Origin of the sequence: Paraburkholderia sp. ZP32-5, from assembly GCF_021390495.1 — a bacterium.
GTDB lineage: Bacteria > Pseudomonadota > Gammaproteobacteria > Burkholderiales > Burkholderiaceae > Paraburkholderia.
Genome location: NZ_JAJEJP010000002.1, coordinates 550,349 through 572,790, shown reverse-complemented (window position 1 = coordinate 572,790; position 22,442 = coordinate 550,349). Strand labels below are relative to the sequence as shown.

21 protein-coding genes are annotated in these 22,442 nt (G+C 61.5%); 13 read left to right on the top strand and 8 right to left on the bottom strand.

All coding sequences use genetic code 11. From position 1 onward, the window contains the following. Positions 1-269: 269 nt before the first annotated feature. Positions 270-1,565 (top strand): SUMF1/EgtB/PvdO family nonheme iron enzyme, encoded by a 1,296-nt coding sequence (locus L0U82_RS21375; RefSeq protein ID WP_233834276.1) that lies wholly within the window; start codon positions 270-272, stop codon positions 1,563-1,565. 84 nt (positions 1,566-1,649) lie between these two features. On the opposite strand, the gene L0U82_RS21370 is transcribed toward L0U82_RS21375, so the two are convergent. Continuing rightward, the gene (locus L0U82_RS21370; RefSeq protein ID WP_233834274.1) at positions 1,650-2,231 is read right to left on the bottom strand and encodes a TetR/AcrR family transcriptional regulator; all 582 of its coding nucleotides are present in this window, start codon (positions 2,229-2,231) and stop codon (positions 1,650-1,652) included. 141 nt (positions 2,232-2,372) lie between these two features. Here L0U82_RS21370 and L0U82_RS21365 point away from each other — a divergent pair, with 141 nt between their 5' ends. From L0U82_RS21365 to L0U82_RS21355, 3 genes are all read left to right on the top strand, one after another. After that, positions 2,373-3,368: an aldo/keto reductase gene (locus L0U82_RS21365; RefSeq protein WP_233834272.1), complete on the top strand. Its 996-nt coding sequence runs from the start codon at positions 2,373-2,375 to the stop codon at positions 3,366-3,368. Between the two features lie 119 nt (positions 3,369-3,487). After that, positions 3,488-5,023: an MFS transporter gene (locus tag L0U82_RS21360; protein WP_233834270.1), complete on the top strand. Its 1,536-nt coding sequence runs from the start codon at positions 3,488-3,490 to the stop codon at positions 5,021-5,023. A gap of 55 nt (positions 5,024-5,078) precedes the next feature. Next, positions 5,079-6,032 carry a GlxA family transcriptional regulator gene (locus L0U82_RS21355; protein WP_233834268.1) on the top strand — a complete coding sequence of 318 codons (954 nt, stop codon included), beginning with the start codon at positions 5,079-5,081 and terminating at the stop codon, positions 6,030-6,032. A 31-nt stretch (positions 6,033-6,063) separates the two neighbouring features. On the opposite strand, the gene L0U82_RS21350 is transcribed toward L0U82_RS21355, so the two are convergent. The 4 genes from L0U82_RS21350 to L0U82_RS21335 form a co-directional block, all read right to left on the bottom strand. Beyond that, positions 6,064-6,678, bottom strand: a complete 615-nt coding sequence (locus L0U82_RS21350; protein ID WP_233834266.1) for a DUF5134 domain-containing protein — start codon at positions 6,676-6,678, stop codon at positions 6,064-6,066. A gap of 118 nt (positions 6,679-6,796) precedes the next feature. Further along, on the bottom strand, positions 6,797-7,564 hold the full coding sequence (locus tag L0U82_RS21345) for a DUF899 family protein (protein WP_233834265.1): 768 nt from the start codon (positions 7,562-7,564) through the stop codon (positions 6,797-6,799). A gap of 92 nt (positions 7,565-7,656) precedes the next feature. Then, the gene (locus L0U82_RS21340) at positions 7,657-8,700 is read right to left on the bottom strand and encodes an alpha/beta fold hydrolase (protein ID WP_233834263.1); all 1,044 of its coding nucleotides are present in this window, start codon (positions 8,698-8,700) and stop codon (positions 7,657-7,659) included. Positions 8,701-9,217: 517 nt separating this feature from the next. Continuing rightward, positions 9,218-10,621 carry an amidase gene (locus tag L0U82_RS21335; RefSeq protein ID WP_233834261.1) on the bottom strand — a complete coding sequence of 468 codons (1,404 nt, stop codon included), beginning with the start codon at positions 10,619-10,621 and terminating at the stop codon, positions 9,218-9,220. 126 nt (positions 10,622-10,747) lie between these two features. On the opposite strand from L0U82_RS21335, the gene L0U82_RS21330 reads away from it, so the two are divergent. Next, entirely contained in the window at positions 10,748-11,323 is a 576-nt protein-coding gene (locus L0U82_RS21330) for a TetR/AcrR family transcriptional regulator (protein WP_233834260.1), read from the top strand. A 39-nt stretch (positions 11,324-11,362) separates the two neighbouring features. Here the strand turns inward: L0U82_RS21330 and L0U82_RS21325 are convergent, their stop codons facing one another. Continuing rightward, entirely contained in the window at positions 11,363-11,743 is a 381-nt protein-coding gene (locus L0U82_RS21325; protein ID WP_233834259.1) for a tautomerase family protein, read from the bottom strand. Between the two features lie 142 nt (positions 11,744-11,885). Here L0U82_RS21325 and L0U82_RS21320 point away from each other — a divergent pair, with 142 nt between their 5' ends. From L0U82_RS21320 to L0U82_RS21285, 8 genes are all read left to right on the top strand, one after another. Further along, positions 11,886-12,371, top strand: a complete 486-nt coding sequence (locus L0U82_RS21320) for a MarR family winged helix-turn-helix transcriptional regulator (protein ID WP_233834257.1) — start codon at positions 11,886-11,888, stop codon at positions 12,369-12,371. A gap of 311 nt (positions 12,372-12,682) precedes the next feature. Further along, on the top strand, positions 12,683-13,918 hold the full coding sequence (locus L0U82_RS21315; protein WP_233834255.1) for a LysR family transcriptional regulator: 1,236 nt from the start codon (positions 12,683-12,685) through the stop codon (positions 13,916-13,918). 347 nt (positions 13,919-14,265) lie between these two features. After that, a complete protein-coding gene (locus L0U82_RS21310) occupies positions 14,266-15,312 on the top strand; it encodes a porin (RefSeq protein WP_233834254.1) in 1,047 nt (348 codons plus the stop codon). 191 nt (positions 15,313-15,503) lie between these two features. Next, a complete protein-coding gene (locus L0U82_RS21305) occupies positions 15,504-16,565 on the top strand; it encodes an ABC transporter substrate-binding protein (RefSeq protein ID WP_233834252.1) in 1,062 nt (353 codons plus the stop codon). Between the two features lie 83 nt (positions 16,566-16,648). Next, complete coding sequence (locus tag L0U82_RS21300; protein ID WP_326489772.1) at positions 16,649-17,461, top strand: ABC transporter ATP-binding protein; 813 nt, start codon at positions 16,649-16,651, stop codon at positions 17,459-17,461. 14 nt (positions 17,462-17,475) lie between these two features. After that, positions 17,476-18,387: an ABC transporter permease gene (locus L0U82_RS21295; protein ID WP_233834250.1), complete on the top strand. Its 912-nt coding sequence runs from the start codon at positions 17,476-17,478 to the stop codon at positions 18,385-18,387. A gap of 73 nt (positions 18,388-18,460) precedes the next feature. Further along, complete coding sequence (locus tag L0U82_RS21290; protein ID WP_233834248.1) at positions 18,461-19,246, top strand: fumarylacetoacetate hydrolase family protein; 786 nt, start codon at positions 18,461-18,463, stop codon at positions 19,244-19,246. An 18-nt stretch (positions 19,247-19,264) separates the two neighbouring features. Continuing rightward, positions 19,265-20,092 (top strand): amidohydrolase family protein, encoded by an 828-nt coding sequence (locus L0U82_RS21285; RefSeq protein WP_233834246.1) that lies wholly within the window; start codon positions 19,265-19,267, stop codon positions 20,090-20,092. A gap of 142 nt (positions 20,093-20,234) precedes the next feature. On the opposite strand, the gene L0U82_RS21280 is transcribed toward L0U82_RS21285, so the two are convergent. Further along, positions 20,235-21,059 carry an alpha/beta hydrolase gene (locus tag L0U82_RS21280; RefSeq protein ID WP_233834244.1) on the bottom strand — a complete coding sequence of 275 codons (825 nt, stop codon included), beginning with the start codon at positions 21,057-21,059 and terminating at the stop codon, positions 20,235-20,237. Positions 21,060-21,168: 109 nt separating this feature from the next. Continuing rightward, entirely contained in the window at positions 21,169-22,395 is a 1,227-nt protein-coding gene (locus tag L0U82_RS21275) for a dienelactone hydrolase family protein (protein ID WP_233834242.1), read from the bottom strand. Positions 22,396-22,442 lie beyond the last annotated feature (47 nt).

Here is a 22,442-nt window from a genome sequence, read left to right as displayed (position 1 = left end):
CGCGCGAGCGCTTGCTGCTGCCCATACGCGCCCACCACGCCAGATCGCCCATCGGCCGCTGTTTGGGGCCTTCGCCGGCGCGTTCAGTTTGCCTTGCGCATGTTTCGCCGCTTTGCCGATCGGCCCGGCTCCCCCGCTCGTCGAGCGCGCTTTGCGCCTTGGCACAGCCCCTGCAAGCAGGTACAGTTTTCGGATTCCCCAGTAACCTGATTGATGGGACTGGAGTGGGCACGAGCGCCCACTCCGATCGACACAGGAGCCCCGGCGACATGAATCGCGACCCCGCCCCGCATCACCCACTCGTGCAGCGCCTGATCGACGCGCGTCGAATCAGCGACGCTCTTTTTGCCGTCGTTAAACCCGACTTTCTGTATGAACGCCCGATCCGCGAACGTCACCGGATCGTGTTCTATATCGGCCATCTGGAAGCGTTCGATCGCAATCTGTTCGATCAGCGCCTGTTCGATCTGCCGGCGTTCGCCCCCGAGCTCGACCAGCTTTTCGCGTTCGGCATCGATCCGGTCGGCGGCGGCTTTCCGACCGATCAGCCCGCCGACTGGCCGTCGCTCGACATCGTACGCGACTACGCCGCGCGGGCGCGCAGCCAGATCGATGCCGCGCTCGACGAACTCGGCAGCCCCGCGCGGGCCGACGCGGCCGAGCAGCTGCTGAACGTCGCGATCGAACATCGCTTGATGCATGCGGAAACACTCGCGTACATGCTGCATCAGCTGCCGATCGCGCAAAAGGACACCGCGTTGCGCAAGCCGGTGGTCACGCGGCCGGAGCCGCGCGATGCGTTGTCGTCGATGGTCAGCGTGCCGGCTGGTCAGGCCGTGCTCGGGATGCCGCGCGAGGCCGGCCGCTTCGGCTGGGACAACGAATTCGGCGAAATGCGGGTGGACGTGCCCGCTTTCGATATCGATCGTCATATGGTGACGAACGGCGCATTTCTCGCGTTCGTCGAGGATGGCGGTTATCGCGAATCGAAGTGGTGGTCGCCGAAAGATTGGGCGTGGAAGGAAGCCGAGCAGATCGCGCATCCGGCGGGCTGGTCGCAACGCACCGCGAGCGACGATGGGAAGCACGAGTGGATGCTGCGCACGATGTTCGACGAGGTGCCGCTGCCGCTCGACTGGCCCGTCTATGTCAGTCACGCCGAAGCGAGCGCCTACGCGCGCTGGGCCGGCAAGAGCTTGCCGAGCGAAGCGCAATGGCAACGCGCCGCGCACGGCGCGCCCCAGGCGGCGTCGGGCAATTTCGATTTCCGCAGCTGGGATCCGCAGCCGGTCGATGCGTATCCGGACAACGTCAGCGCATTCGGCGTGGAAGGCCAGTTCGGCAATGGCTGGGAGTGGACATCGACGGTATTCGACGCATTGCCGGATTTCCAGGCGTTTCCGTTCTACCCCGGCTACTCGGCCAACTTTTTCGATGGGCAGCATTACGTGCTCAAAGGCGGTTCGGCGCGCACCGCGTCATGCATGCTGCGACCGGAATTCCGCAACTGGTTTCAACCGCACTACCAGTACGTTTATGCAGGGTTTCGGTGTGTGAAGGAGTAACGCGGTAAGCGGAAGTTGGAACCCGGGTTCAACTTCCGCTTGTCCACAAATTCTGTTCTGCCGCGCGAGCCGGCTCAAGCCAACTCAACGCGGCCAGCTGTCCAGCGCGAGTGCGATCGTGCCGCGCAGTTCTTCCCGCGTCATCCCGGCCTGTGCGGCAAAGGCCAACCCCCAGCCCACCACCATCAGATAGCGCGCGAGTTCGTCCGGATCAGCTTCGGGCGGCAGATCGCCATCGTCCTTGGCCTTCTGAAAGCGCGCGCTTAGACGCTTTCTGCGCTCGTTGCGGGACGCCGCCAGTTCCGCGCGTATCGACGCCGTCTCGTCGGTGCGCGACAGCGTGGAATTCACGACCAGACAGCCCGGCGGACAGGTTTCATCGGTATACAGATCCAGCAGCCGATGCAGCAGCGACTCGGCGACGCCACGCGCGGTCGGTTCATCCAATGCCTGCTCCGCGCTAGCCAGGCGCGTCTCGACGTAGTACTTGAGGACCTGCCTGAAGAGTCCCTCCTTGTTGCCGAACGCGAAATAGAAGCTGGGCGGCGTAATCCCCATCGCGGCCGTCAGGTCGGCGAGCGAAGTCCTTTCATAACCCTGACGCCAGAACATGTTCGTCGCCGTTCTGATCGCTTCGTCGATATCGAAGCCCCTTGCCCGTGCCATGCATCACCTTTCCAATTCACATCAGCGTCAAATATAGCATTCCCTACAGAATCTTCTTGACGAGCCTTTCGTCGCGCAAATATAGTAACCGTTACATTTGCCGCCGCGCGCGGTTTCGCGACTCTTTCGACGGAGGTTGTCATGCAGTTCAAGCAATTCGGCCGTACTGGTCTCACGGTGTCCCGCCTTTGCATCGGAACGGGAACATTCGGTCATCAGACCGATGAAAACGAGGCTTTCCGCATTCTGGGGAAGGCGGCCGACGCAGGCGTGAACTTCATCGACACCGCCGATATGTACCCGGCCGGCGCGACCGCGGACGGGCTCGGCGGCTCGGAAGTGATTACCGGCCGATGGCTGAAGGGCAGGCGCGACCAATATATCGTCGGCACGAAAGCAGGCGGTCCGATGGGGCCTTTGCCGTGGAACAAGGGCTCGTCGCGCAAGCACCTGCTCGACGCGATCGACGCGTCGTTGCGCCGCCTGGACACCGACTACATTGATCTGTACCAGTTGCACATGGACGATATGACAACGCCGCTCGACGAGACGGTCGAAACGCTCGACTCCATCGTCCGGTCCGGTAAAGCACGTTATATCGGCGTATCGAACTTCCTCGCGTATCGCCTCGCCCGCGCGATCGGCAAACAGGAAACGGCGCGGCTGGTGCGTTTCGCTTCGGCGCAGCCGCGCTACAACCTGCTGTTTCGCGAGATCGAGCGCGATCTGTTTCCGCTCGCACGCGAAGAAGGCCTCGCCATTACCCCGTTCAATCCGCTCGCCGGCGGTCTTCTGAGCGGACGGTACAAACGCGATCACACGCCGACCACCGGCCGCTTCTCCGCGGAACTCGGCAACTTCGGCGCGATGTATATGCAGCGCTATTGGCATGACCGCGAATTCGCGACGATCGATGAACTGACGAACCTGGCGGACTCGCGAGGCGTGCCGTTGCCGACGCTGTCGGTCGCGTGGGTGCTAGGCAATCCGGACATCACGTCGGTGATCCTCGGCGCCAGCCGCGCGGAGCATCTCGATAGCACGCTGGCCGCCATCGATTACGACCTGTCGGCCGACCTCAAAGCGCGACTCGACGATCTCACCGTCGAGTATCGCCGCGGCGATGCCGGTCGATAAGGCGATAGACGCATCGCGCGCGGCGTAACTCCGCAGCGTCAGCACGTGATGCGGAGTTACGCGTCGCCCCGCCGCGTGGCAGCTGACTCGCATCACCCCATCTGAATCAAGTGGATTTTATGAATCGAAAGTTGCTGCTTCTGCTGTGCGTATCGGTCCCGTCGTTCATGCTCAATATGGACGCCAACATCGTCGCGGTATCGCTGAGTCCGATCGCGCAATCGCTGCACGCGGACTTCGCATCGATCGAATGGGTGATCTCGGCCTACACGCTGACCTTCGCCAGCCTGCTGATGCCGGCGGGCGCGCTGGCGGACCGGTTTGGACGCAAGCGCATTCTGGTGCTCGGGCTCGCGATATTCACAGTGGCGTCGTTCTTTTGCGGCGCGGCCAACTCGGCGCTTCTGTTGAACGTCGCGCGGGCGGTCCAGGGCGTTGGTGCGGCACTGTTGCTGAGCGCTGCATTGGCCGTGCTGTCGCATGGTTTCCACGGTAAAGAGCGCGCGAAAGCATTTGCCTTCTGGGGTTCCGTCATCGGTATCGCGGTGATGCTCGGGCCCGTGGCCGGCGGATTCATCACGCAAACGCTGGGCTGGCAGTGGGCGTTTTACGTGAACCTGCCGATCGGGGTCATCATGATCGGGCTTACGCTGTTTGCCGTAACTGAATCCAAAGATCCCGTTGCCAGCCGCATCGATCTGATGGGTGTGGTGCTGTTCAGCGGCTTCCTCGGATTGCTGACCTGGGCGCTGATTTCCGGCAATCGCGAAGGCTGGAGCAGCCACGGCGTACTGTGGCGCGCCGGCATCGCAGTGCTGCTATTGATTGCGTTCATCATCGTCGAGCGGCGCGAGTCCCGGCCGATGGTCGATCTGTCCTATTTCACCAAGCGCACCTTTCTCGGCGCCAATATCGCTGGCGTCGCCTATCCGGTGACGTTCCTGACGATGCTGACCTATCTGCCGTTCTTCTTTCAAAGCGCCCTTCACCAGACGCCGCTCAACGCCGGCTTGATGATGCTGCCACTGGCGGCGCCGCTGTTTATCGTGCCGCGCATCGTGTCGGCGCAACTGGATCATCGGCTGTCCGGACGGGCGCTGCTGTCGATTGGCCTGGGTCTTGTCGCGGTTGGTCTCGTGCTGACGTCCATGGTTATCGAAAGGCTGGATTATCTGCAGGTGCTGGTACCGATGTTTATCGCGTCGTTGGGTGCGGGCATCCTGAATGGTCAGGTGCCTAAAGTCAGCATGACGGTGATCCCGGTTGAACGGGCCGGTATGGCATCGGGCATTGCGGGAACGGTGCGTTTCAGCGGCCTGGTGCTCGGCTTTGCCGCGTTGGGCGCCGTGCTGTTCACGAGCGTTGCGGGCGATATCGCGCTGCACTTTCCGTTCGCGTCCGCGCAAGACCTGGCACTGATGACACGGCTGACCGCCAACGGAGATTTCGCGGGTGCCGCGCATGTGCTGACGAATCAACACGTGGATGCCGCCGTGTTGGTCGAAAGCCTGGCTCATGGCTATCACGCCGTTCTGAGCGTTGCCGCCGCCGTCGCGCTTATCGCAGTCGTACTGACGTGGTGGCTGACGGATGCGAATGAGACGGCGCCCCATGCGGTGTCGAGCGAGAGTCCGGCCAATGCTTTGCTGGATTGAAGCGTGAGCTGCGCAGCCAAAGTTCTATTCGGATGAGTAGAGCGCGGAGAAACGAATGCGTAAAGTCGGCTTTCTGATCTATCCCGGATACCAGCCGATGGGAATCGCCGTCACGGCTCCGTTCGAAATAGCAAACCTGCAGGCGGCCAGGCCCATCTATGACGTGCGGATGGTGTCGATGCATGGCGGACTCGTGCGGACCTCGCTTGGCTTCGAGATCATGACCGAGCCGATTGCCACCGGTCATTACGATCTGATTGTCGTTGGCGCAAGCCTCGAAGAACCTTCCGCCGAGTTGATCGAGTTGATTCGCGCGACGCCGTCGTTTTGTCGACGGATCGCCGCGACTTGTCATGGAGCGTTCGTGCTGGCCGAAGCGGGTCTGCTCGATGGCAGACGAGCGACGACGCACTGGGACCGGGCGGCGGATCTGCGCGCCGGTTATCCCACGGTAAAGGTCGACGAAGATCGCATCTTCATTTCGGATGGTCCCATCTGGACATCCGCCGGTATGACCGCCGGCATCGACCTCGCGCTGGCATTGATCGAACAGGATTTGGGCGTGGAGGCAACACGCAACGTCGCGCGGCGCCTGCTCCTTTACCACCGACGCTCAGGCGGCCAGTCGCAGTTCTCCGCGCTTCTTGAACTGGAGGGCAGTTCAGACCGGATTCAGGTCGTGTTGAACTATGCCCGCGCGAACCTCACGAAGCGCTTGAGCGTGGGCGAATTGGCGGACATTGCCAATCTGTCGCCACGACAATTCAGCCGGGTATTTCAGTCGGAAACCGGCCAGACACCGGCCAAAGCCATCGAACGTCTTCGACTGGAAGAGGCGCGCAGATTACTGGAAGACAGCAATCATCCGCTCGATGTCGTCGCGCGCATGACCGGCTTCGGCGACCGCGACCGCATGCGCCGCGCGTTGACGCGGACTTTCGGCAAGTCGTCGCGTGTAATGCCTCGCCAGCCGCATCGCGATGCTGTCACTGAGAGCGAACCGGTTTAGTCCGGCGCCAATCGAGGGCTCGTTGTTCGGCTCAGTTCATCGTTAGCAGCATGATGGCCATCGACATAGCCATCGCGCACCGGCATACGAGACTCTGAGTGCTGGCCTCGGCACGAGCTGCCAACCGTCTGTTCGCGCTAGCGCGGAATAGACTCCAGACACATTCACCGCCGATAACAAAAGCAATGATGTGGGCAAGCGTCAGATATCCGGCCACGCCGCTTTGTTGCGAACACAATGGGCCGATCTGCGCGTTGGAAAACATATAGACGGTTGCCAGACAATGAAGCAGATGGATGACGCCATGCCGATGCCAAAGTCCATCTGCTCCATTTGCGCGAACTCCGTCAAGACATTGCAAGCCGAACCATGCGGCAAGGCCTACGAACACGACCTGCCACGTCAAAGCCGGCAACACTGCAATTCGCGGTATCAGCACACCAGCCATCGAGATGGCCATCAAACATTGCGCAAGTTCTGCATCGAGACCGGCAATGTCGTGCCATTGAGTATGCGTGCGTGCCGACCCGGCAATCGATCGGCTATATAACGGCAGCAGTCGAAGTAACAAACGACAGGTATTGACTAAAGCCAGCCCAAGCATGACTGTTGTCAGACTGCCGAGCAGCCAGGCAGGCATCAGCATCTGAAGAACTCTTTGGCGATGACTCATTTCGCGCGCGGGCGTCGCAAGCCGCCGGTATGACAGCCATCGACGCCCGCGCTGCTTTCTCCAACGACAGATAGCCGTTGGATGACGGGACTCAGTATTGCAAGTTAGGGTAAGCAGCCCGGTCGCCGGGGCCTTCGCGCGTCACCCCCAGGATGCCGTAGATCGGCCAGATCGATTCGAGTGGCGTGGTCGTACCGTGTTTGAACGCGAGTTCACTCGTCCAATGATGTCGAATGCCATCCTCGTACCGCGCGAAAGCGTTGAGAACGGCAAGTTGAACACCTTCGGCGTTCTCCGCGTAATAGTCGCGGTTAAAGGTGTTGTTACGCGACGAAAGCAGGCACAGGTTATTCCACCCGCGCTCGCGTGCGTAGGCACCCAGTCGCTCGGGGCTCGCTTTTGCGATCACGACGAGGTTGGTTCGTTCGGCAACGTGAAATGCGGCGCCTTCGAGGCCGTCCACCACGGATGTGCACGACGGGCATGGCTGCTCGACGAGCGGCAACTCGGCGGTCTTTCCGCAAGACGCGCCCGCTCGTTTGTCCTCCGGCCAACGTGGAAACATCATGTTGTAGATCACCAGAGAATCTTTTCCCGGCCCGAATAGCTCAGAGAACCTGATAGTTTTACCGTCGCCCGCGAGTTCGAAGACGTAGTCTTCCTTGATCAGACCTCCCGGCGGAAGAGCACGGCGTTGGGCAACGACCTTGTCGTTCAACTGCCGCAACTCGTCCTCACTCTTTAGCAGTTCATCGCGCGCAATACGGTATTCGTCCGATTCGCCGGGAAATCGCAAGGCCGGGTTCAATACGACATCCTTCCAGCGTTGCATGTCACGAGGTTCGCCCTTGATTGCCATGGTGCTACTCCTTACTCGGTTTTTGATGCATCAAAGTTAACACGGTGATGCGCGACTCAAATGTCGTAAAGACGGCGATTCCGGCCGTTCGATCACATCTTCACGACCTGCAGCACTGCGTCGGCAAAAGCCTTCGGTGCTTCCTGCGGCAAGTTATGGCCGATCCCTCCTTTCACTTCACGGTGTTGATACTTGCCCGTGAACAGCTTTGCGTACGCGGCGGCCGGCAGATGCGGCGCGCCATTGGCATCGCCTTCCAACGTGATGGTCGGCACCGAGATGCTGGGCGTCAGCGCCAGTTTCTTTTCCAGTTCGTCATACTGCGATTCGCCTTGAACAAGCCCGAGCCGCCAACGGTAGTTATGAATGACGATTGCCACATGATCGGGATTGTCGAAGGCCTGGGCCGTACGCAAATACGTGGCATCGTCGAACCTGAATTTCGGCGACGCGTTCTGCCAGATCAGCTTGTTGAAGTCGTTGCGATTCTCCGCGTAACCTTCGGCACCACGCTCGGTCGCGAAGTAGTATTGAAACCACGCCTGTAGCTCACCTTGAGGCGCCGATGGTTTGCGATAGGCTTGCTGGCTACCGATCAGATAACCGCTTGCCGATACGAGCGCCACGCAACGCTCAGGCCATATCGCGGCGATGATGTTTGCCGCGCGACCGCCCCAGTCGAAACCCGCGAGTACTGCCTTGTCGATCTTCAGTGCGTCCATCAATGCAATGATGTCGGCGGCGAACACCGATTGCTGCCCGTTGCGCGGCGTGTCCGACGAAACGATACGCGTCGGGCCATAGCCCCTGAGATAAGGAACGATGACGCGATAGCCCGCTGCGGCGAGGATCGGCGTCACCTCAACGAAACTATGGATATCGTGAGGCCACCCGTGCAGCAGAATCACCACCGGCCCATTCGCAGGACCTGCTTCGGCGTATCCGATATTCAGTTTGCCGGCATCGATCTGGCGAATCGGGCCGAAGGACCAGGCAGACACCGGTCGCTCGGCATAGCTGATTTGCGCCCCGGCGAAGCTCTTTGCGGATGCGGCCAGATCCAGCAAGGTCAGCGCGGCGAAGGCGGAGGTGTTGCCCAACATACGACGGCGCTGCGGGTTCTGTGGTTTCGACATGTCTGAAATTAGAAAAGTGGCTGGGTAAGCGTGCTCAAAGCATGTCGCGAGGTTCGCCCTTGATCGCCATGGTTCTACTCGTCACCCGGTTTTGATGCATCAAAAGTTAGCACGGAGATACGCGCCTCAAATGTCGTAAAAACGGCGATTCCGGTCACCGGTGGAGCGCGCGCGTTTGCAGTCGCCATGGACCGCCGCGCGCCTTTCCATGCACGATTAATGAGGAGATTGCGTCAGGATAGTCCGATCACATCTTCACGAACGTGGCATCGTCGAACTTGAATTTCGGCGGCAATGTTTGCCGCGCGGCCGCATCTGGCGAATCGGCCCGAAGGACCAGGTAGACACCGGTCGCCCGGCATAGCTGATTTGCGCCCCGGCGAAGCTCTTCGCGGATCCGCCAGGTCCAGCGAGGTAAGCGTGTTCAAAGACAATGACGTGCGCGCGTGCGTGTGCGGCGCATCACACCCAACGTTTTAACCGGGCGTGATGCGCCAATTCCGCTTGCTGGACTGGATTACTCCGGATGCAGATCCCGAACCGGGCTGACCGACTCCAGCAGCGCACCGAGATGCAGAATCGTCGATTCCGCCAACCACGGCGAAACCAGTTGCACACCGACCGGCAGACCTTCATGGCTCGTGCCGAAGCGCAACGACAGGCCCGGCAAACCCGTCACGCTAAGCGGCGCGGTTGCATCCATCACGTGCAAAGAGGACACCGACTGACCGTTGATGATGAATTCCGACGCGTCGTGCGCATGCGCCGGCACCGGCGTCACCGGGCAAAGCAATGCGTCGTAGCGCTGGAAGTATTGAGCGAAGCCGTCCCGCATTGCTTCGATCTGCTGCTCGGCCAGAACGAAGTCTTCGATTGACGTATCGGGCGTGTCGAAAACGCCTTGCGCGTGCTTGTAGATCAGGTCTTCGTGGCCAGCCGTTGCCTTGCGGAACGCAGGCTTGGTCTCCATGGCCTGGAGTTTCCAAAGCAGTTCGAGCGCGTTGATCTGCTCCAGCACGGGGATACGTACCGGCTCCACGATGACGCCCTGGCCCTTCAATGCTTCGGCCGCCGCTTGCACCGTTGCGGCGACATCGTTATCGATGAGGCCAAAGCCCGGCTCCACGAGCCAGCCCACTCGAATCGGCCGGCTCGGCTTCGCGCCGATACCCGCATCCAGCGTAACCGGGCTCGTCGAAAAGCCGTCGGCGCCGTCGGGACCAGCAAGCAGCGAGTAGGCAAGCGCCACGTCACGAACCGTTCGCGCAATCGGGCCAACGTGCCAGAAGCGGCGCGGTACCCGCGGCCAGATACCCGTCATCGGGATACGCCCGTGCGTCGCTTTGAGTCCGACCACGCCGGTCAATGCGGCCGGACCGCGAATCGAAATCGCGACGTCGGTAGCAAGCCCGATCGGCGACATACCCGCCGCGATTGCCGCCGACTCGCCGCCGCTCGATCCACCCGGCGTGCGCTCGAGATTCCACGGATTCAGCGTGCGGCCCGACAACAGGTTGTCGCTCTCGATCCAGTAAGAGAATTCCGGCAGGTTGGTCTTCGCCAGCAGGATGCCGCCGGCCTTTTTCATGCGCGCCACCGTAGGCGCGTCGACGTCGGGAATACGGCCTTTAAAGATCGGCGAGCCCAGTTGAGTCAATACACCGGCGGTATCGATGGAGTCCTTCGCCGTGAACGGAACGCCATGCAGCGGGCCCAGTTCCTCGCCTGCCAGTACCGCGGCTTCCGCGGCCTTTGCGGCGTTCAGTGCGTCGTTCGCGACCGAGACGATTGCATTGATCTTCGGGTTCGTCGCGTCGATGCGTTCGAGGTGTGCCTTCACGACCTCTACGGGCGACACCTCTTTGGTACGGATCAGCTCTGCAAGCTTCGTTGCGTCTTGACGGAAGATTTCGGATTTCATGGATTGCCTCTGACGATCGTAGATGAAAGATACAAAGCCAGGCGATTTATTTACCTAACGTTTGTTAGGCTCGAATCGTAGGCGCTATACTACGGTTCGTCAACAGCTTTTTATCAAGGCGATCCCGTGAAGGAATCAGGCACGAATTCGAGCGACAAGATCCTGGCCGCCGCCACCCGAATCGCTCAGGCACATGGATACGGCGGTTTGAATGTCCGCAGCCTCGCCGAGGATGTCGGTATCAAGGCTGCGAGCCTCTACCATCACTTCCCAAGCAAGGCGGATCTTGCCGCCGCGGTGGCGAGGAGCTATTGGGAAGACACGGCTGCGATGCTGGAAGCGCTGAGCAATGAAACGCAAGACCCGGTCGAGAGCCTGCGCCGATACCCCGATGAGACCTTCCGGAAGTCGCTTGAAAACGATAACCGCATGTGTCTCGCGAGCTTCATGACGGCGGAGTACGACGATTTGCCCGAGGTCGTGAAGAAGGAAGTCCAGGCTTTCTCGGACGTCAATATCGAATGGCTGGCAAAGATGCTGCGCGCTGCGAAGATCGCCGGCCCGAAAGAAGCAAAGCGACGGGCGGGCGCGATCTTCGCTGCGATCGTCGGCGCGCAGTTAATGGCGCGAGGCCGCTCGGATATCGGCCTCTTCGATGCATTGATCGATAGCTACCGCGCAAGCGGACTGCTGCCAAAGTAACGGCAAGCAGCCGCGCTGATCGCGGCGGCGGTTGTTGCTCTACACAACGTACTGGGCAATGCCATGCCCATACGACCAGTTTTCCTTTTTGACCTCGACGAGGTTGATGAAAACGTTCTCGGGTTGCACACCCGGTGAAATCGCGAGACCCTCGGCGATGGCCTTATAGAGGGCTTTCTTCTGCTCAACCGTACGACCCTCGTTCCAGGTGATCTGAATGATCACCAGGTCGTCGTTGCGCGCTATGCCGAGATAGGTTTCATCGAACTGGAAGTTGTCCGCTTCGTGCTCACTGACGATCACGAAGCGATCGTTCACCGGCACATTCGCGCCCAACATAGCCTCATACACAACGCGGCCGAGTTCCTGACGGTAAGTGGCACTCTTGCCTTTCAACAGTTCAATACGCACGAGGGGCATCGCTATTCTCCACGGTAGGGAAGTTATCCAGATACTGGCATATGCAGACAATATAGCAATTCCCATGCATATGCTAGTATTTCGATGACACCCGCTTTGCCCTACACTTGTCGTGGTCAGCGGATACCGCCCAGCAAGGAAAATGACGATGAACAAGCGAAAACCCGCCAATAAAAGCTCCTGCAGCTGCACCTCGCTTCGCAAGGCGAGCCGCCGCTTGTCGCTGATATACGATGCCGCGCTGGCCCCGGCTGGCCTGAAAATCACGCAGCGCGCGATTCTTGCCGAGATAGGCCGCTCGATGCCCACCGCGGTGGGCGCGCTGGCGGAAACGCTGGTGATGGACGCGGGCGCGCTCGCGCACACGCTAAAGCCGCTGGAACGCGACGGCTATGTTTGCAGTAGCGCCAACCCGGACGACCGCCGCCATCGGCTGATCAGCCTGACGCCGCAGGGCCGGGCCAAACTGACCGAAACGGAAAAGCTCTGGACTCAGGCGCAAACCGCGTTCGAAGCGACGATCGGCAAAGCCGAGACGAAGGCACTGCATATCGCGCTGGCGCGACTCAGTGACCCTAACTTTCTCGCTGCGTTTGAAGAACAGCTTGCCGCGACTTCCAGCGACTAATCAACCGACGTAACGCCCCCTGCCACGTTAAAGACGTGGCCGCATCATCCCGGATTGCACCGCCCCAAAAAACACGACCTCCTCCCCCGAGGTTGATGTCCCTGCCTCGACTACGGGAAGGCGCGCTATCAGCGCCTTCCCGTCTCCCCTACTCGGTCCCGACATGGTAAGTTCCACGACAATTCCGTCATCCTGACGCGGGCCGCTTGCGCCGACGTTCGCCACAACGCGCCGAATCCCGCTCTACGTCGCCCGATGAACCGCCACCGAATCACGCCGCGCAACGCGCGATCAGTAATCCGTCCGACACCATGAGCGAGCCTCCGACCACCCTGCCGCGGCTCGCGCAAATGAACCGCTTGCGCGCGTTCGCCGCGGTGGCGCACTACGGCAACGTCCACCGCGCCAGCGAAGCGCTGCATCTGTCGCAGCCCGCGGTGACCCGCGCGGTGCGGCAACTGGAGGCATCGATCGGTGCCGCGTTGTTCGAGCGCACCACCAAGGGCATGCGTCTGACCGCATCGGGTGACTGTGCATACCGGCGTGTAAGCCGCGCGTTCGACGAGCTGCACATCGCCGGTAGCAATATCCTCGGGGACTCCGCATCGAAGCGCCATCATGCGCAGGCCGCCGAACGCCTGTCGCAAACCATCACCGAGGCAATGCTCGCGGCGCTGCTGGCCGTCGCACGCAGCGGCAGCGAGAAAGCCGCGGCCGCGATCGTCGGCGTGACGCAGCCGGCCCTCAATCGCAATCTGCATCTGCTCGAACATCTTGCCGGCGTACCGCTCTTTAGCCGCTCGGCGCGCGGCACGCAACTGACCGAGCCCGGCAACCTGCTGTTGATGCACGTAAAGCTTGCGCTCGGCGAAATCCGCATCGCGGACGAAGAACTCACGTCGCTGCAAGGCGAACTGGGCGGTGTCGTCGTGGTTGGCGCCGCGGTGTCGAGCGGACTGATCGTGCCGCTCGCGGTCGAACAGACCTTGCGCAAGCATCCGGGGCTCAGAATCCGGATCGTCGACGGCGCTTATGAAACGCTCAGCGTCGGCCTGCGTTGCGCCGACATTCACATGATCATCGGCGCGCTGCGTCCGCAGGAGCGCGAGCCGTACTCGATCCACGAGCCGCTATTCGACGACGTGCCGAGCGTAATGGTGCGCGCGCAGCATCCGTTGCTGCGGCAGAAAAAGATCCGAAGCCTCGCCAGCCTGCGCCAGCATGAATGGGTCGTGCCGCTCGCGGAAACACCGCTGCGCGAGCAATTCGAGCGGGCGTTTCGCGCCGAATCGAGCGAACCGCCGATCATGCAGCTCGAAACCAATAGTCCGACGATCGTGCGCGCGGTGCTGCTGTCGAGCGACCGGCTCGCACTGGTGTCTCACCGGCAGTTCCGCAATGAATTGCAGCAGGGCCTTCTGGCGATCGTGCCGGTGGATGCGAAGCTCACGCGCCGCACCATCGGGATTGCGCGGCTGCGCAACAGCGAACCGTCGCCGGGCATGCTGGCGTTACTCGACGCACTGCGTACGGTTTCGGCGGAATGACCCATCCCGCCTGAGCCTCCCCTCTCGCGCAGCCGCGTCCACGCGCCGCCCGCAACGCTCTCACCAGGGTCGTCCCTGACCTAATTCGAAAACGCCACTCCACTGCGCCCCAGCGCGGCAAGGGACCGGGCACCCCCTGCGCCCTCTCTTCACCCTATCAGCAAAACGCATCGACTTGTCTCCTATCGGTATTAGTCACGGTTGTTAATTTCGGCGAACCTTCGTGCCGTTGTCACGGATCCCGAAGTTTCTCAGGTGCCTGACAACCCAGTAGGTCAGAGCCATTCCGTCCGCGATGCCAGCAGACGCGAATTGCCCAAAGTACAAAAAACCAGTCGGAGACAACCTTGAAAAAACTGCTTCTCGCAACCCTTGCGCTCGCGCCGCTATCGGCCGCCGTTCATGCTCAGAGCAGCGTGACGCTATACGGCTCGATCGATTCGGGCCTTCGCGACGTCGGCAATACGACGCCCGCCGGCGGACGGAAACTGTCGCTCGGTTCCGGCACCTACCAGTCGAATCGTTTCGGCTTCAAGGGTGTCGAAGACCTCGGCGGCGGCTACAACGCGCACTTCAACCTCGAAGGCGGCTTCAACGTCGGCACCGGCGCGCTCGACAACACCGCGAACAAGATCTTCAACCGCACCGACAAGGTCGGTATCGGCGGACCGTTCGGCTCGGTCGATCTCGGCCACATGTACACCGTCGCGCACGACACGCTCGCGGGCTACGAACCGTTCCGGCTGCAGTACCTGAGCATCACGCTCGCCGGAGCGGCATCGGCCGGCGTCGCCGGCAACGGCCGCGACGACAACGTGATCCGCTACAACGGCACGTTCGACAAGCTGAAGCTGCGCGCGGCCTATGGCGTAGGCGGCGTCGCCGGCAGCATTGCGGACGGCGCGGTGCGCGCGGTCGGCTTCAGCTATGCGATCGGCGGCCTCAGTTTCGGCAGCGCCTACACGCACAAATCGGTGTCGGCGGTGGCCGGCACACCGCCGTTCTTCGGTGAAAACCACTACACGTTCGGCGCGGCCTACAAGCTCGGCCCCGTCGCGGCGATGGCCGGCTACGCGCGCGATTCGACCGCCACATCGTCGGCGCACGGCAATACCGTCGACCGTTATACGTGGGGCGGCCTGCGCTATCAGATCAATCCGTTCATCGAACTGATCGCCGCGTACTACGACGACAGGAACACGACCGCCGGCATCGACGGCAAGAAGGATGTCGCGATCACCGGCGTCACGTATCTGCTGTCGAAGACCACGTTTCTCTACGCGGACGTCGACAACACGCACTACAGCGGCGGCTATGTGAGCAACCTGAAGCTGAACCCGTCCGGGCATTCGAATCAGTTCGGCATGTCGATCGGTATCAACCACGACTTTTAGTCAGACAAAAACTCGCAGGGGTATCAGCAGAAAGCATCGCCTGACCAGCAAACCGTATTGGTCGCGCACGCGCACAGCGGGCGATACTCGTTGATAAATCATAAGAATCAGACGACGCAATTCGAAACTGGCAGACAGCGCATGGCGCATCACGACAGGCCTGCGCTCGCTCTGCCGCACAGGAGGCTTGCATGAGAGGTACACAACCCTGGCGGAAACGCCTGAGCGCACTCGTCGGCGCGATCGCGTGCAGCGCGGCGCTTTGCACGCCGGCACAGGCGGCCGAAAAACTGACGATTCTGGTCGGCGGTGTCGAGAAAATTCTCTATCTGCCGGTTCAATTGGCGCAGCAGCTTGGCTACTTCAAGGACGAAGGGATCGACGCCGAACTGGTCTCGGTGGCGTCGGGATCGGTGACCGATACCGGACTGATCTCCAATTCCGCACAGGCTGCGGTGGGCGCCTATGAGCAATCGATCCATCTGCAGGCGCAGGGCAAATACGTGACGTCGATCGTCCAGCTTTCCGCGAGCCCGCAGGAAGTGCTGCTCGTATCGGCTGCTCAGGCCGCCAACGTGAAAACGGTTGCGGACCTCAAGGGCAAGGTGGTCGGTGTGACCGGCTTCGGCACGCTGACCCATTTTCTGACTCAGGACCTCGTCGCGCACGCCGGCCTCAAGCCCAGCGACGTGCACTATCTGTCGGCCGGTGCCGGCAATACCTTCGTCGATTCGATGCGCCACGGCCGCATCGATGCGGGCATGACGCAGGAGCCGACCGTGTCGGTGCTGCTCGATCACAACGACGCAAAGATTCTCGCCGATCTGCGTACGCCCGAAACAGCGCGCGCGGCACTCGGCGGCGACTATCCGGGCTCGTGCGTGTACGTGCGCGCCGACTGGCTGCAGCAACACAAGGACACCGCGCAGAAGCTGGCCAACGTGTTCGCGCGCTCGCTGCGCTTCATCGCGACGCATAGCGCCGAACAGATCGCCGACAAGATGCCGGTCAGCTACTACAACGGCAACAAGGCGCTATACGTCGAAGCGCTCGCAAGAAGCAAGGCCTCGTTTACCCCCGATGGAAAAATGCCCGCCGACGGCCCGAAAACGGTGCTCGATGTATTGACGCACTTCGGCGCCGGCGTCAGCGCGGCAAAAATCGACCTGAACAAAACGTACACCAACGATCTGGTCGCCGCCGCCGCTGCAACAACAGCAACGACAGCAACGACAGCAAAGGCATCGCAATGAGGAGCGCCGTCATGACACGTGAGGAAACCGCCGGCGCGCCGCTGTCGCTCGCACGGCCGGCGGCACAACCGGCCGCCATCGAAATGAGCGGCGTGGACCGCTCGTTCCAGATCCCCGACGGCACGCTGGTGCAGACGCTAAGCAACTTCAATCTGAGCGTCGCGCCGGGCGAATTCGTCGCCATCGTCGGGCCGACTGGCTGCGGCAAATCCACCACGCTGAACCTGATCACCGGTCTCGCCCGGCCCGACGCGGGCCGCGTGAAGGTGCTCGGACGTCCCGTCGACGGTATCGATCCCGACGTCGGCTTCGTGTTCCAGGTCGATGCGCTATTCCCATGGCGCAGCGTACTCGGCAACGTCAGCGCGGGACTGCGTTATCGCGGCGTGAGCAAGAAAGAAGCAAACGAAGCCGCGCTCGACTGGATCGCGAAAGTCGGACTCAAGCGCTTTGCCAATCACTATCCGCATCAGTTGTCGGGCGGCATGAGAAAGCGCGTCGCGCTCGCGCAGACATTCATCTCGCAGCCGAAGATCCTGCTGATGGATGAGCCGTTCAGTTCGCTCGACGTGCAAACGCGCACCTTCATGCAGGACGAGCTGCTGAATCTGTGGTCGAGCCTCGGTGCGTCCGTCGTGTTCGTCACGCACGATCTCGAAGAGGCCGTCGCGCTCGCGGACCGCGTCGTCGTGCTGACCGCGCGGCCGGCCACCGTGAAATCGTCGTACCGGATCGATCTGCCGCGGCCGCGCGTGATGGGCGACATCCGCTACGACGCGCGCTTCATGGAAATGTGCCGAACCATCTGGGCCGATCTGAAGGACGAAGCGCAGGCCGGCATGGACGGCTCCACCGTGAGCGCCGATCCTCACGCCGCTCTCACCCCCAATTCGTGATGGAGACCGATTCGATGACTATCGGCAATCCGGCGACCCGTTCCGCCACCGTACATCCGGCGGCCAGCCCCGCAACGGCAGCGACCGCGGCACAGCGCCTCGATGACGCCCGCCGCCGCGCCGCCCGCAAGCGCCGCCAACGCAGCAACAGCATCCTGCTGGTGCGGGTTCTGATCTTTATCGTGTTCACCGGCGGCTGGGAGGCCGCGGCGCGCGCGGGCTGGATCGATCCGTTCTTCTTCTCGATGCCGTCGGCGATCTTCGCGCGTCTCGTCGACTGGTTCAGCAACGGCACCTCACAAGGCTCGTTGCTGCTGCAGGTGTGGGTCACGTTGCGCGAGACCGTGTTCGGCTTTCTGATCGGCTCGGTGCTCGGCATCGTGTGCGGCATCGTGCTCGGACGCAACCGCTATCTCGCCGACGTCTTCAGCATCTATATCAAGGTCGCGAATTCGATTCCGCGCATCGTGCTCGGCAGCATTTTCGTCATCGCGTTCGGCATCGGCATCGGTTCGAAAGTCGCGCTCGCGGTGGTAATGGTGTTCTTCGTCGTGTTCACCAACGCGTTCCAGGGCGCGCGCGAAGCCGACAAGGCCTTGATCGAAAAGACCCAGATTCTCGGCGCGAGCAGCTGGCAAGTCACTACATCGGTGATCGTGCCGTCCGCGATGAGCTGGATTCTCGCCAGCCTGCACGTGAGCTTCGGTTTCGCGCTGGTGGGCGCGGTGGTCGGCGAATTTCTCGGCGCGCGCGAAGGACTCGGTTTGCTGGTCGTCACCGAGCAAGGGCTCTTTCACGCGGACGGTGTGTTCGCCGCGATGATCGTGCTCGCCGCGATCGCGCTCACCGCCGACGCGCTGCTGACGAGCCTCGAAAAACGCTTGCTGAAGTGGCGCCCGCCGGTGTCACACGATATCGGTACCTGAAGCGAACATCTGAATGCCGTGCCCCGCATGCGGTGATCTTCATGCGGCGACCTGAATGTTTGAGGAGATTCAATTGACGCAAATCTGGTGCCGTTTTTCCGACGGCAAAAAGGAAAGCTTTGGCCTGCGCGAAGGCGATTTCATCGTCGAGGTGGAAGGCTCGCCGTTTGGTGAATACCGTGTCGGCACGAAGAAAACGTTCTGGCGGGACGTCGAGCTGCTGGTGCCGGTGATACCGGGAACCTTCTACGCGATCGGTTCGAACTATCGCAATCACGTGCTCGCGCGCGCGGAGTTCAAAAGCGGCACACCGAAGTTCTATGACGAGCCGCGCGTCGGCTATCGCGCGAACAGTGCGCTCGTCGCGAGCGGCCATAACATCGTGAAGCCGCGCGACGCGGGACCGGACTTTCAGTACGAAGGCGAACTCGTCGCGGTGATCGGCAAGCGCGCGAAGAACGTGACGCCGGCCGAAGCGGAACAGTGCATCTTCGGCTGGACGATCGGCAACGACATAACCGAGCGTAGCTGGCAGAAAAACGACCCGACCAATCTGCGCGGCAAGAATGCCGATACGTTCAAACCGATGGGGCCGTGGATCACCACCGGCCTGAGTCTCGCCGACATGACGACGACCGTGCGTCTGAACGGCGAGCAGATCCACGAATTCGCGACCGGCAACATGCTGTTCAGCCCCGGCGAAGTGATCAGCGCGATTTCGCGTTACAACACGCTGCACCCAGGCGACGTCGTCTGGCTCGGCACCGACGAGCTGCCGAGAAATCTGGTCGATGGCGACGAGATCGAGATCGCGATTTCGGGCCTTGGCGTGCTGCGCAACAAGGTAGTGGTGGGATAAAACCAGGAGAGGCAGGTCATGCGTATTATCGATTCACAAGTACATATCTGGAGCGCAGTACCCGCCGCATTCGCCGCGGCCAATCCGTTCGAGCCGGCGGCATTCAGGTATCAGAGCCTTATCACCGCGATGGACGAAGCCGGCGTCGACAAGGCGATCCTCGTGCCGCGTTCGTTCAACGGCGCGAATAACGACTACGTGATCGAGGCGCTGCGCGCGCATCCCGATCGCTTCGCGGTGATGGGACGCGTGCCGCTGAACGAAAGCGAAGGCAAACCGCTGCTGGAAAACTGGAAGTCGGAACCGGGCATGCTCGGCGTGCGGCTTACGTTTCATCGCGACGGCAACCGGCCGCATCTGACTGACGGATCGATGGACTGGTTCTGGCCCGAAGCCGAGCGTCACGGCATTCCGGCGATGGTTCATGCGCCCGAGCGTCTGCCGGAAATCGGCAAACTCGCCGAGCGTTATCCGGGCCTGAATTTCATCATCGATCACCTCGGCTTTGCGCGCGCGACGATCGATGCGGCCACCGGTCCCGCGGCCGATCGGCTGATCGCGCTGGCACGTCATCCGAATGTATCGGTGAAGGTGTCGACGATGCCCGCGTACTCAACCGAGCCCTACCCATATCTGAATCTGCGCGATCCGATTCGCCGCGTGATCGATGCATTCGGCGTCACGCGCTGCTTCTGGGGTTCAGATATGACGCGCCTGCCGGAGAACTCGTCGTATCGTCAAAGCGTCACGATGTTTACCGAGCAAAGCGACTTCCTGACGACGGATGAACTGAACGAGGTGATGGGCGCCGGGTTGGCTCGTGTGCTGGGGTGGCCGAAGGAGTAAGTCGATAAAGTTGGCGGTACGGTGGCTTGCGGCATTGCCGGGGCCACCGTTCGGTGTCTCTAGTTTCTCCCGCTATTGCGACGCGGACTCGTTCTAGCGTTGCAACAGCGCATGCGTGAGTAACATACGCGCCAAGGCCGAATCAACGGCTGAGCTGATCGCCGATCCACGCGACGACATCGCCAGCAATACGCGTTGCTCCGCTGCCAAGCAGCACATTGTGGCCGTGCTCCGGTTCGAGCCGATAGGTCGCGCCATACAGCTTTGCGAGTGCCGCGCCGGTTTCCGGCGGTGTCAGTCCGTCGAGCGCGCCCGACACGATCAGGATCGGCATGGTCAGTTTCGCCGCGTCCACCGCTAGCGTCCAGCGTGTCGCTTCATAAACGCGGCGTGGCGATTCCGGCACGAGCAGGCTTTGAAAATGCGCCGCTTGCGCATCGTCCAGGCCCTGAAAAAACAGCTGCCGTGCGACTTCGGCGGGCGGCGGTCCCCACTGCGAATCCATGTCTTCGATCGGCAGCGGTATCTGCTGCGCGCCGACATTCGACGGCACCACCGGCGTCAGCAGCGCAAGCGCGCTGACGTCATGCGCCGACGCATAGAGTTGCGCCGCGAGGCCGCCCATCGAATGCGCGACGATAACGGGACGCACATCGAAGCGACGTGCAACCCGGCCGATATCCTCGGCGACATCGGCAATCGACATACGCGCGAGATCCGCATCGGCCAGCGCCGTCGAACCGTTGCGGCCGCGCCAGTTGAGCACGTGCACGTCATAGCCGGCGGCCGCATAGACGGCCGCATGCTCCTGCCAGCACCACGAAGCGTGGCAGCCGCCATGCACGCAGATCAACGGCGTTTGCCGCGCTGCGTCCGGCTTCGATGCCGCGGTGAAATGTTCGACGCGGATACCATCGGCGTCGTATTCGCCATAATGAATGTCCGCCGTACTCGATGATGCGTTCATGTTTTATGCACTCACTCTTACAGGTGTTCGCTTATAGGTGTCGCGGTGTCGACGCGGCGGCCTTGATGGCCGTCGCCGCCCGAATGACTTAGCTCGGAGCCACACACGCTCAGCTCGCCAATGCGCTCTCTTTCCAGCGCGCCATCAGCGTGTTCGAAGGCAAGGTTTCATCCAGCAGCTTTCTGGTCGCATCGACGCCGGCCACCGGCAAACCCGCCGGATCGAGCAGACCGATCTGCACGAGCACGCTCGCCTGATCCCAGTAAATGTGCTCGTTATAAAGCTTCGGACCACGGAACGCGACCACCACCAGCATCGGAATTTCGACGCACTTGCCGGTCGGCGCGACACCGGGCAGCAGCCAGTCGATTTCACGATCGTGCGTAAAGCACAGCACGAATTCATCGACCATCCGATCGACGCCGACGACGCGCGAAATCGGCACCATCGTCATATCGGCGGGATTGGCGTGGATGAAATGATTCGCGTAGAAACGCTTCAACTCGGTATAGCCGGTACCGCCCGTCATCGTCGGCACGTGATTGACGTAGGGCTGCGGCACCATCGTTTGCATCGTCGCTTCGGGGTCGCGCGCACCGAATTCGAGGAAGAAGTGATGATCGGCGAGCGCGCTCAGGTCGTAGTCCGGGCCGATCGTTTTGCGGAACACGTCGAGGCTGCGCGTATGCGCGGGCATCGCCGCCGTTCTGACGAAGGTCGGGCCGCTACGGTTGAACGCATGGCCGGCTTGCGGATAAACATGAAGCTTGACGTTCGGCACGTCGCCCAACGCGGCCTTGATTGCATCGACTGCTTGCGGCGGATTGAGCGGATCGGTTTCGCCGAAGTGCAGCGCAATCGGACAGGTGATTTTGCTGGCGAGATCCAAAGCGTCCTGAATGCCGACGCCATAGTAGGCGACCGCGCAGTCCACCCCGCACTCGGCCGCGGCGAGATAAGCGAGCTTGCCGCCCAGGCAGAAGCCGAGCACCCCGACCTTGCCGGTCGACTCCGGCATATGGCGTGCGTAGTCGACGGTCGCACGAATATCGGCGACCCCGCGCGCGACATCGAAACGTTGATAGTAGTCGTACGCCTTCGCGTGATCGGCGTCGCTATAACCGAGTTCGATATTCGGCTCGAACTGATGAAACAGATCGGGCACGAGTACCACATAGCCTTCGCTCGCATAGAGCGCCGCGACTTCACGCATCTCGGCATTCACGCCGAAGATTTCCTGCAGCAGCACGACGACGGGGCCGCTGCCGCTTTCGGGCAACGCGAGCCACGCATCGAACCGGCTATCGCCCGAGTTGATGCTGATTCTGTTCGACATAAGATTCCCTTCGTGGGTGAGATCGAGTCTGAATAAAAACGTAACGA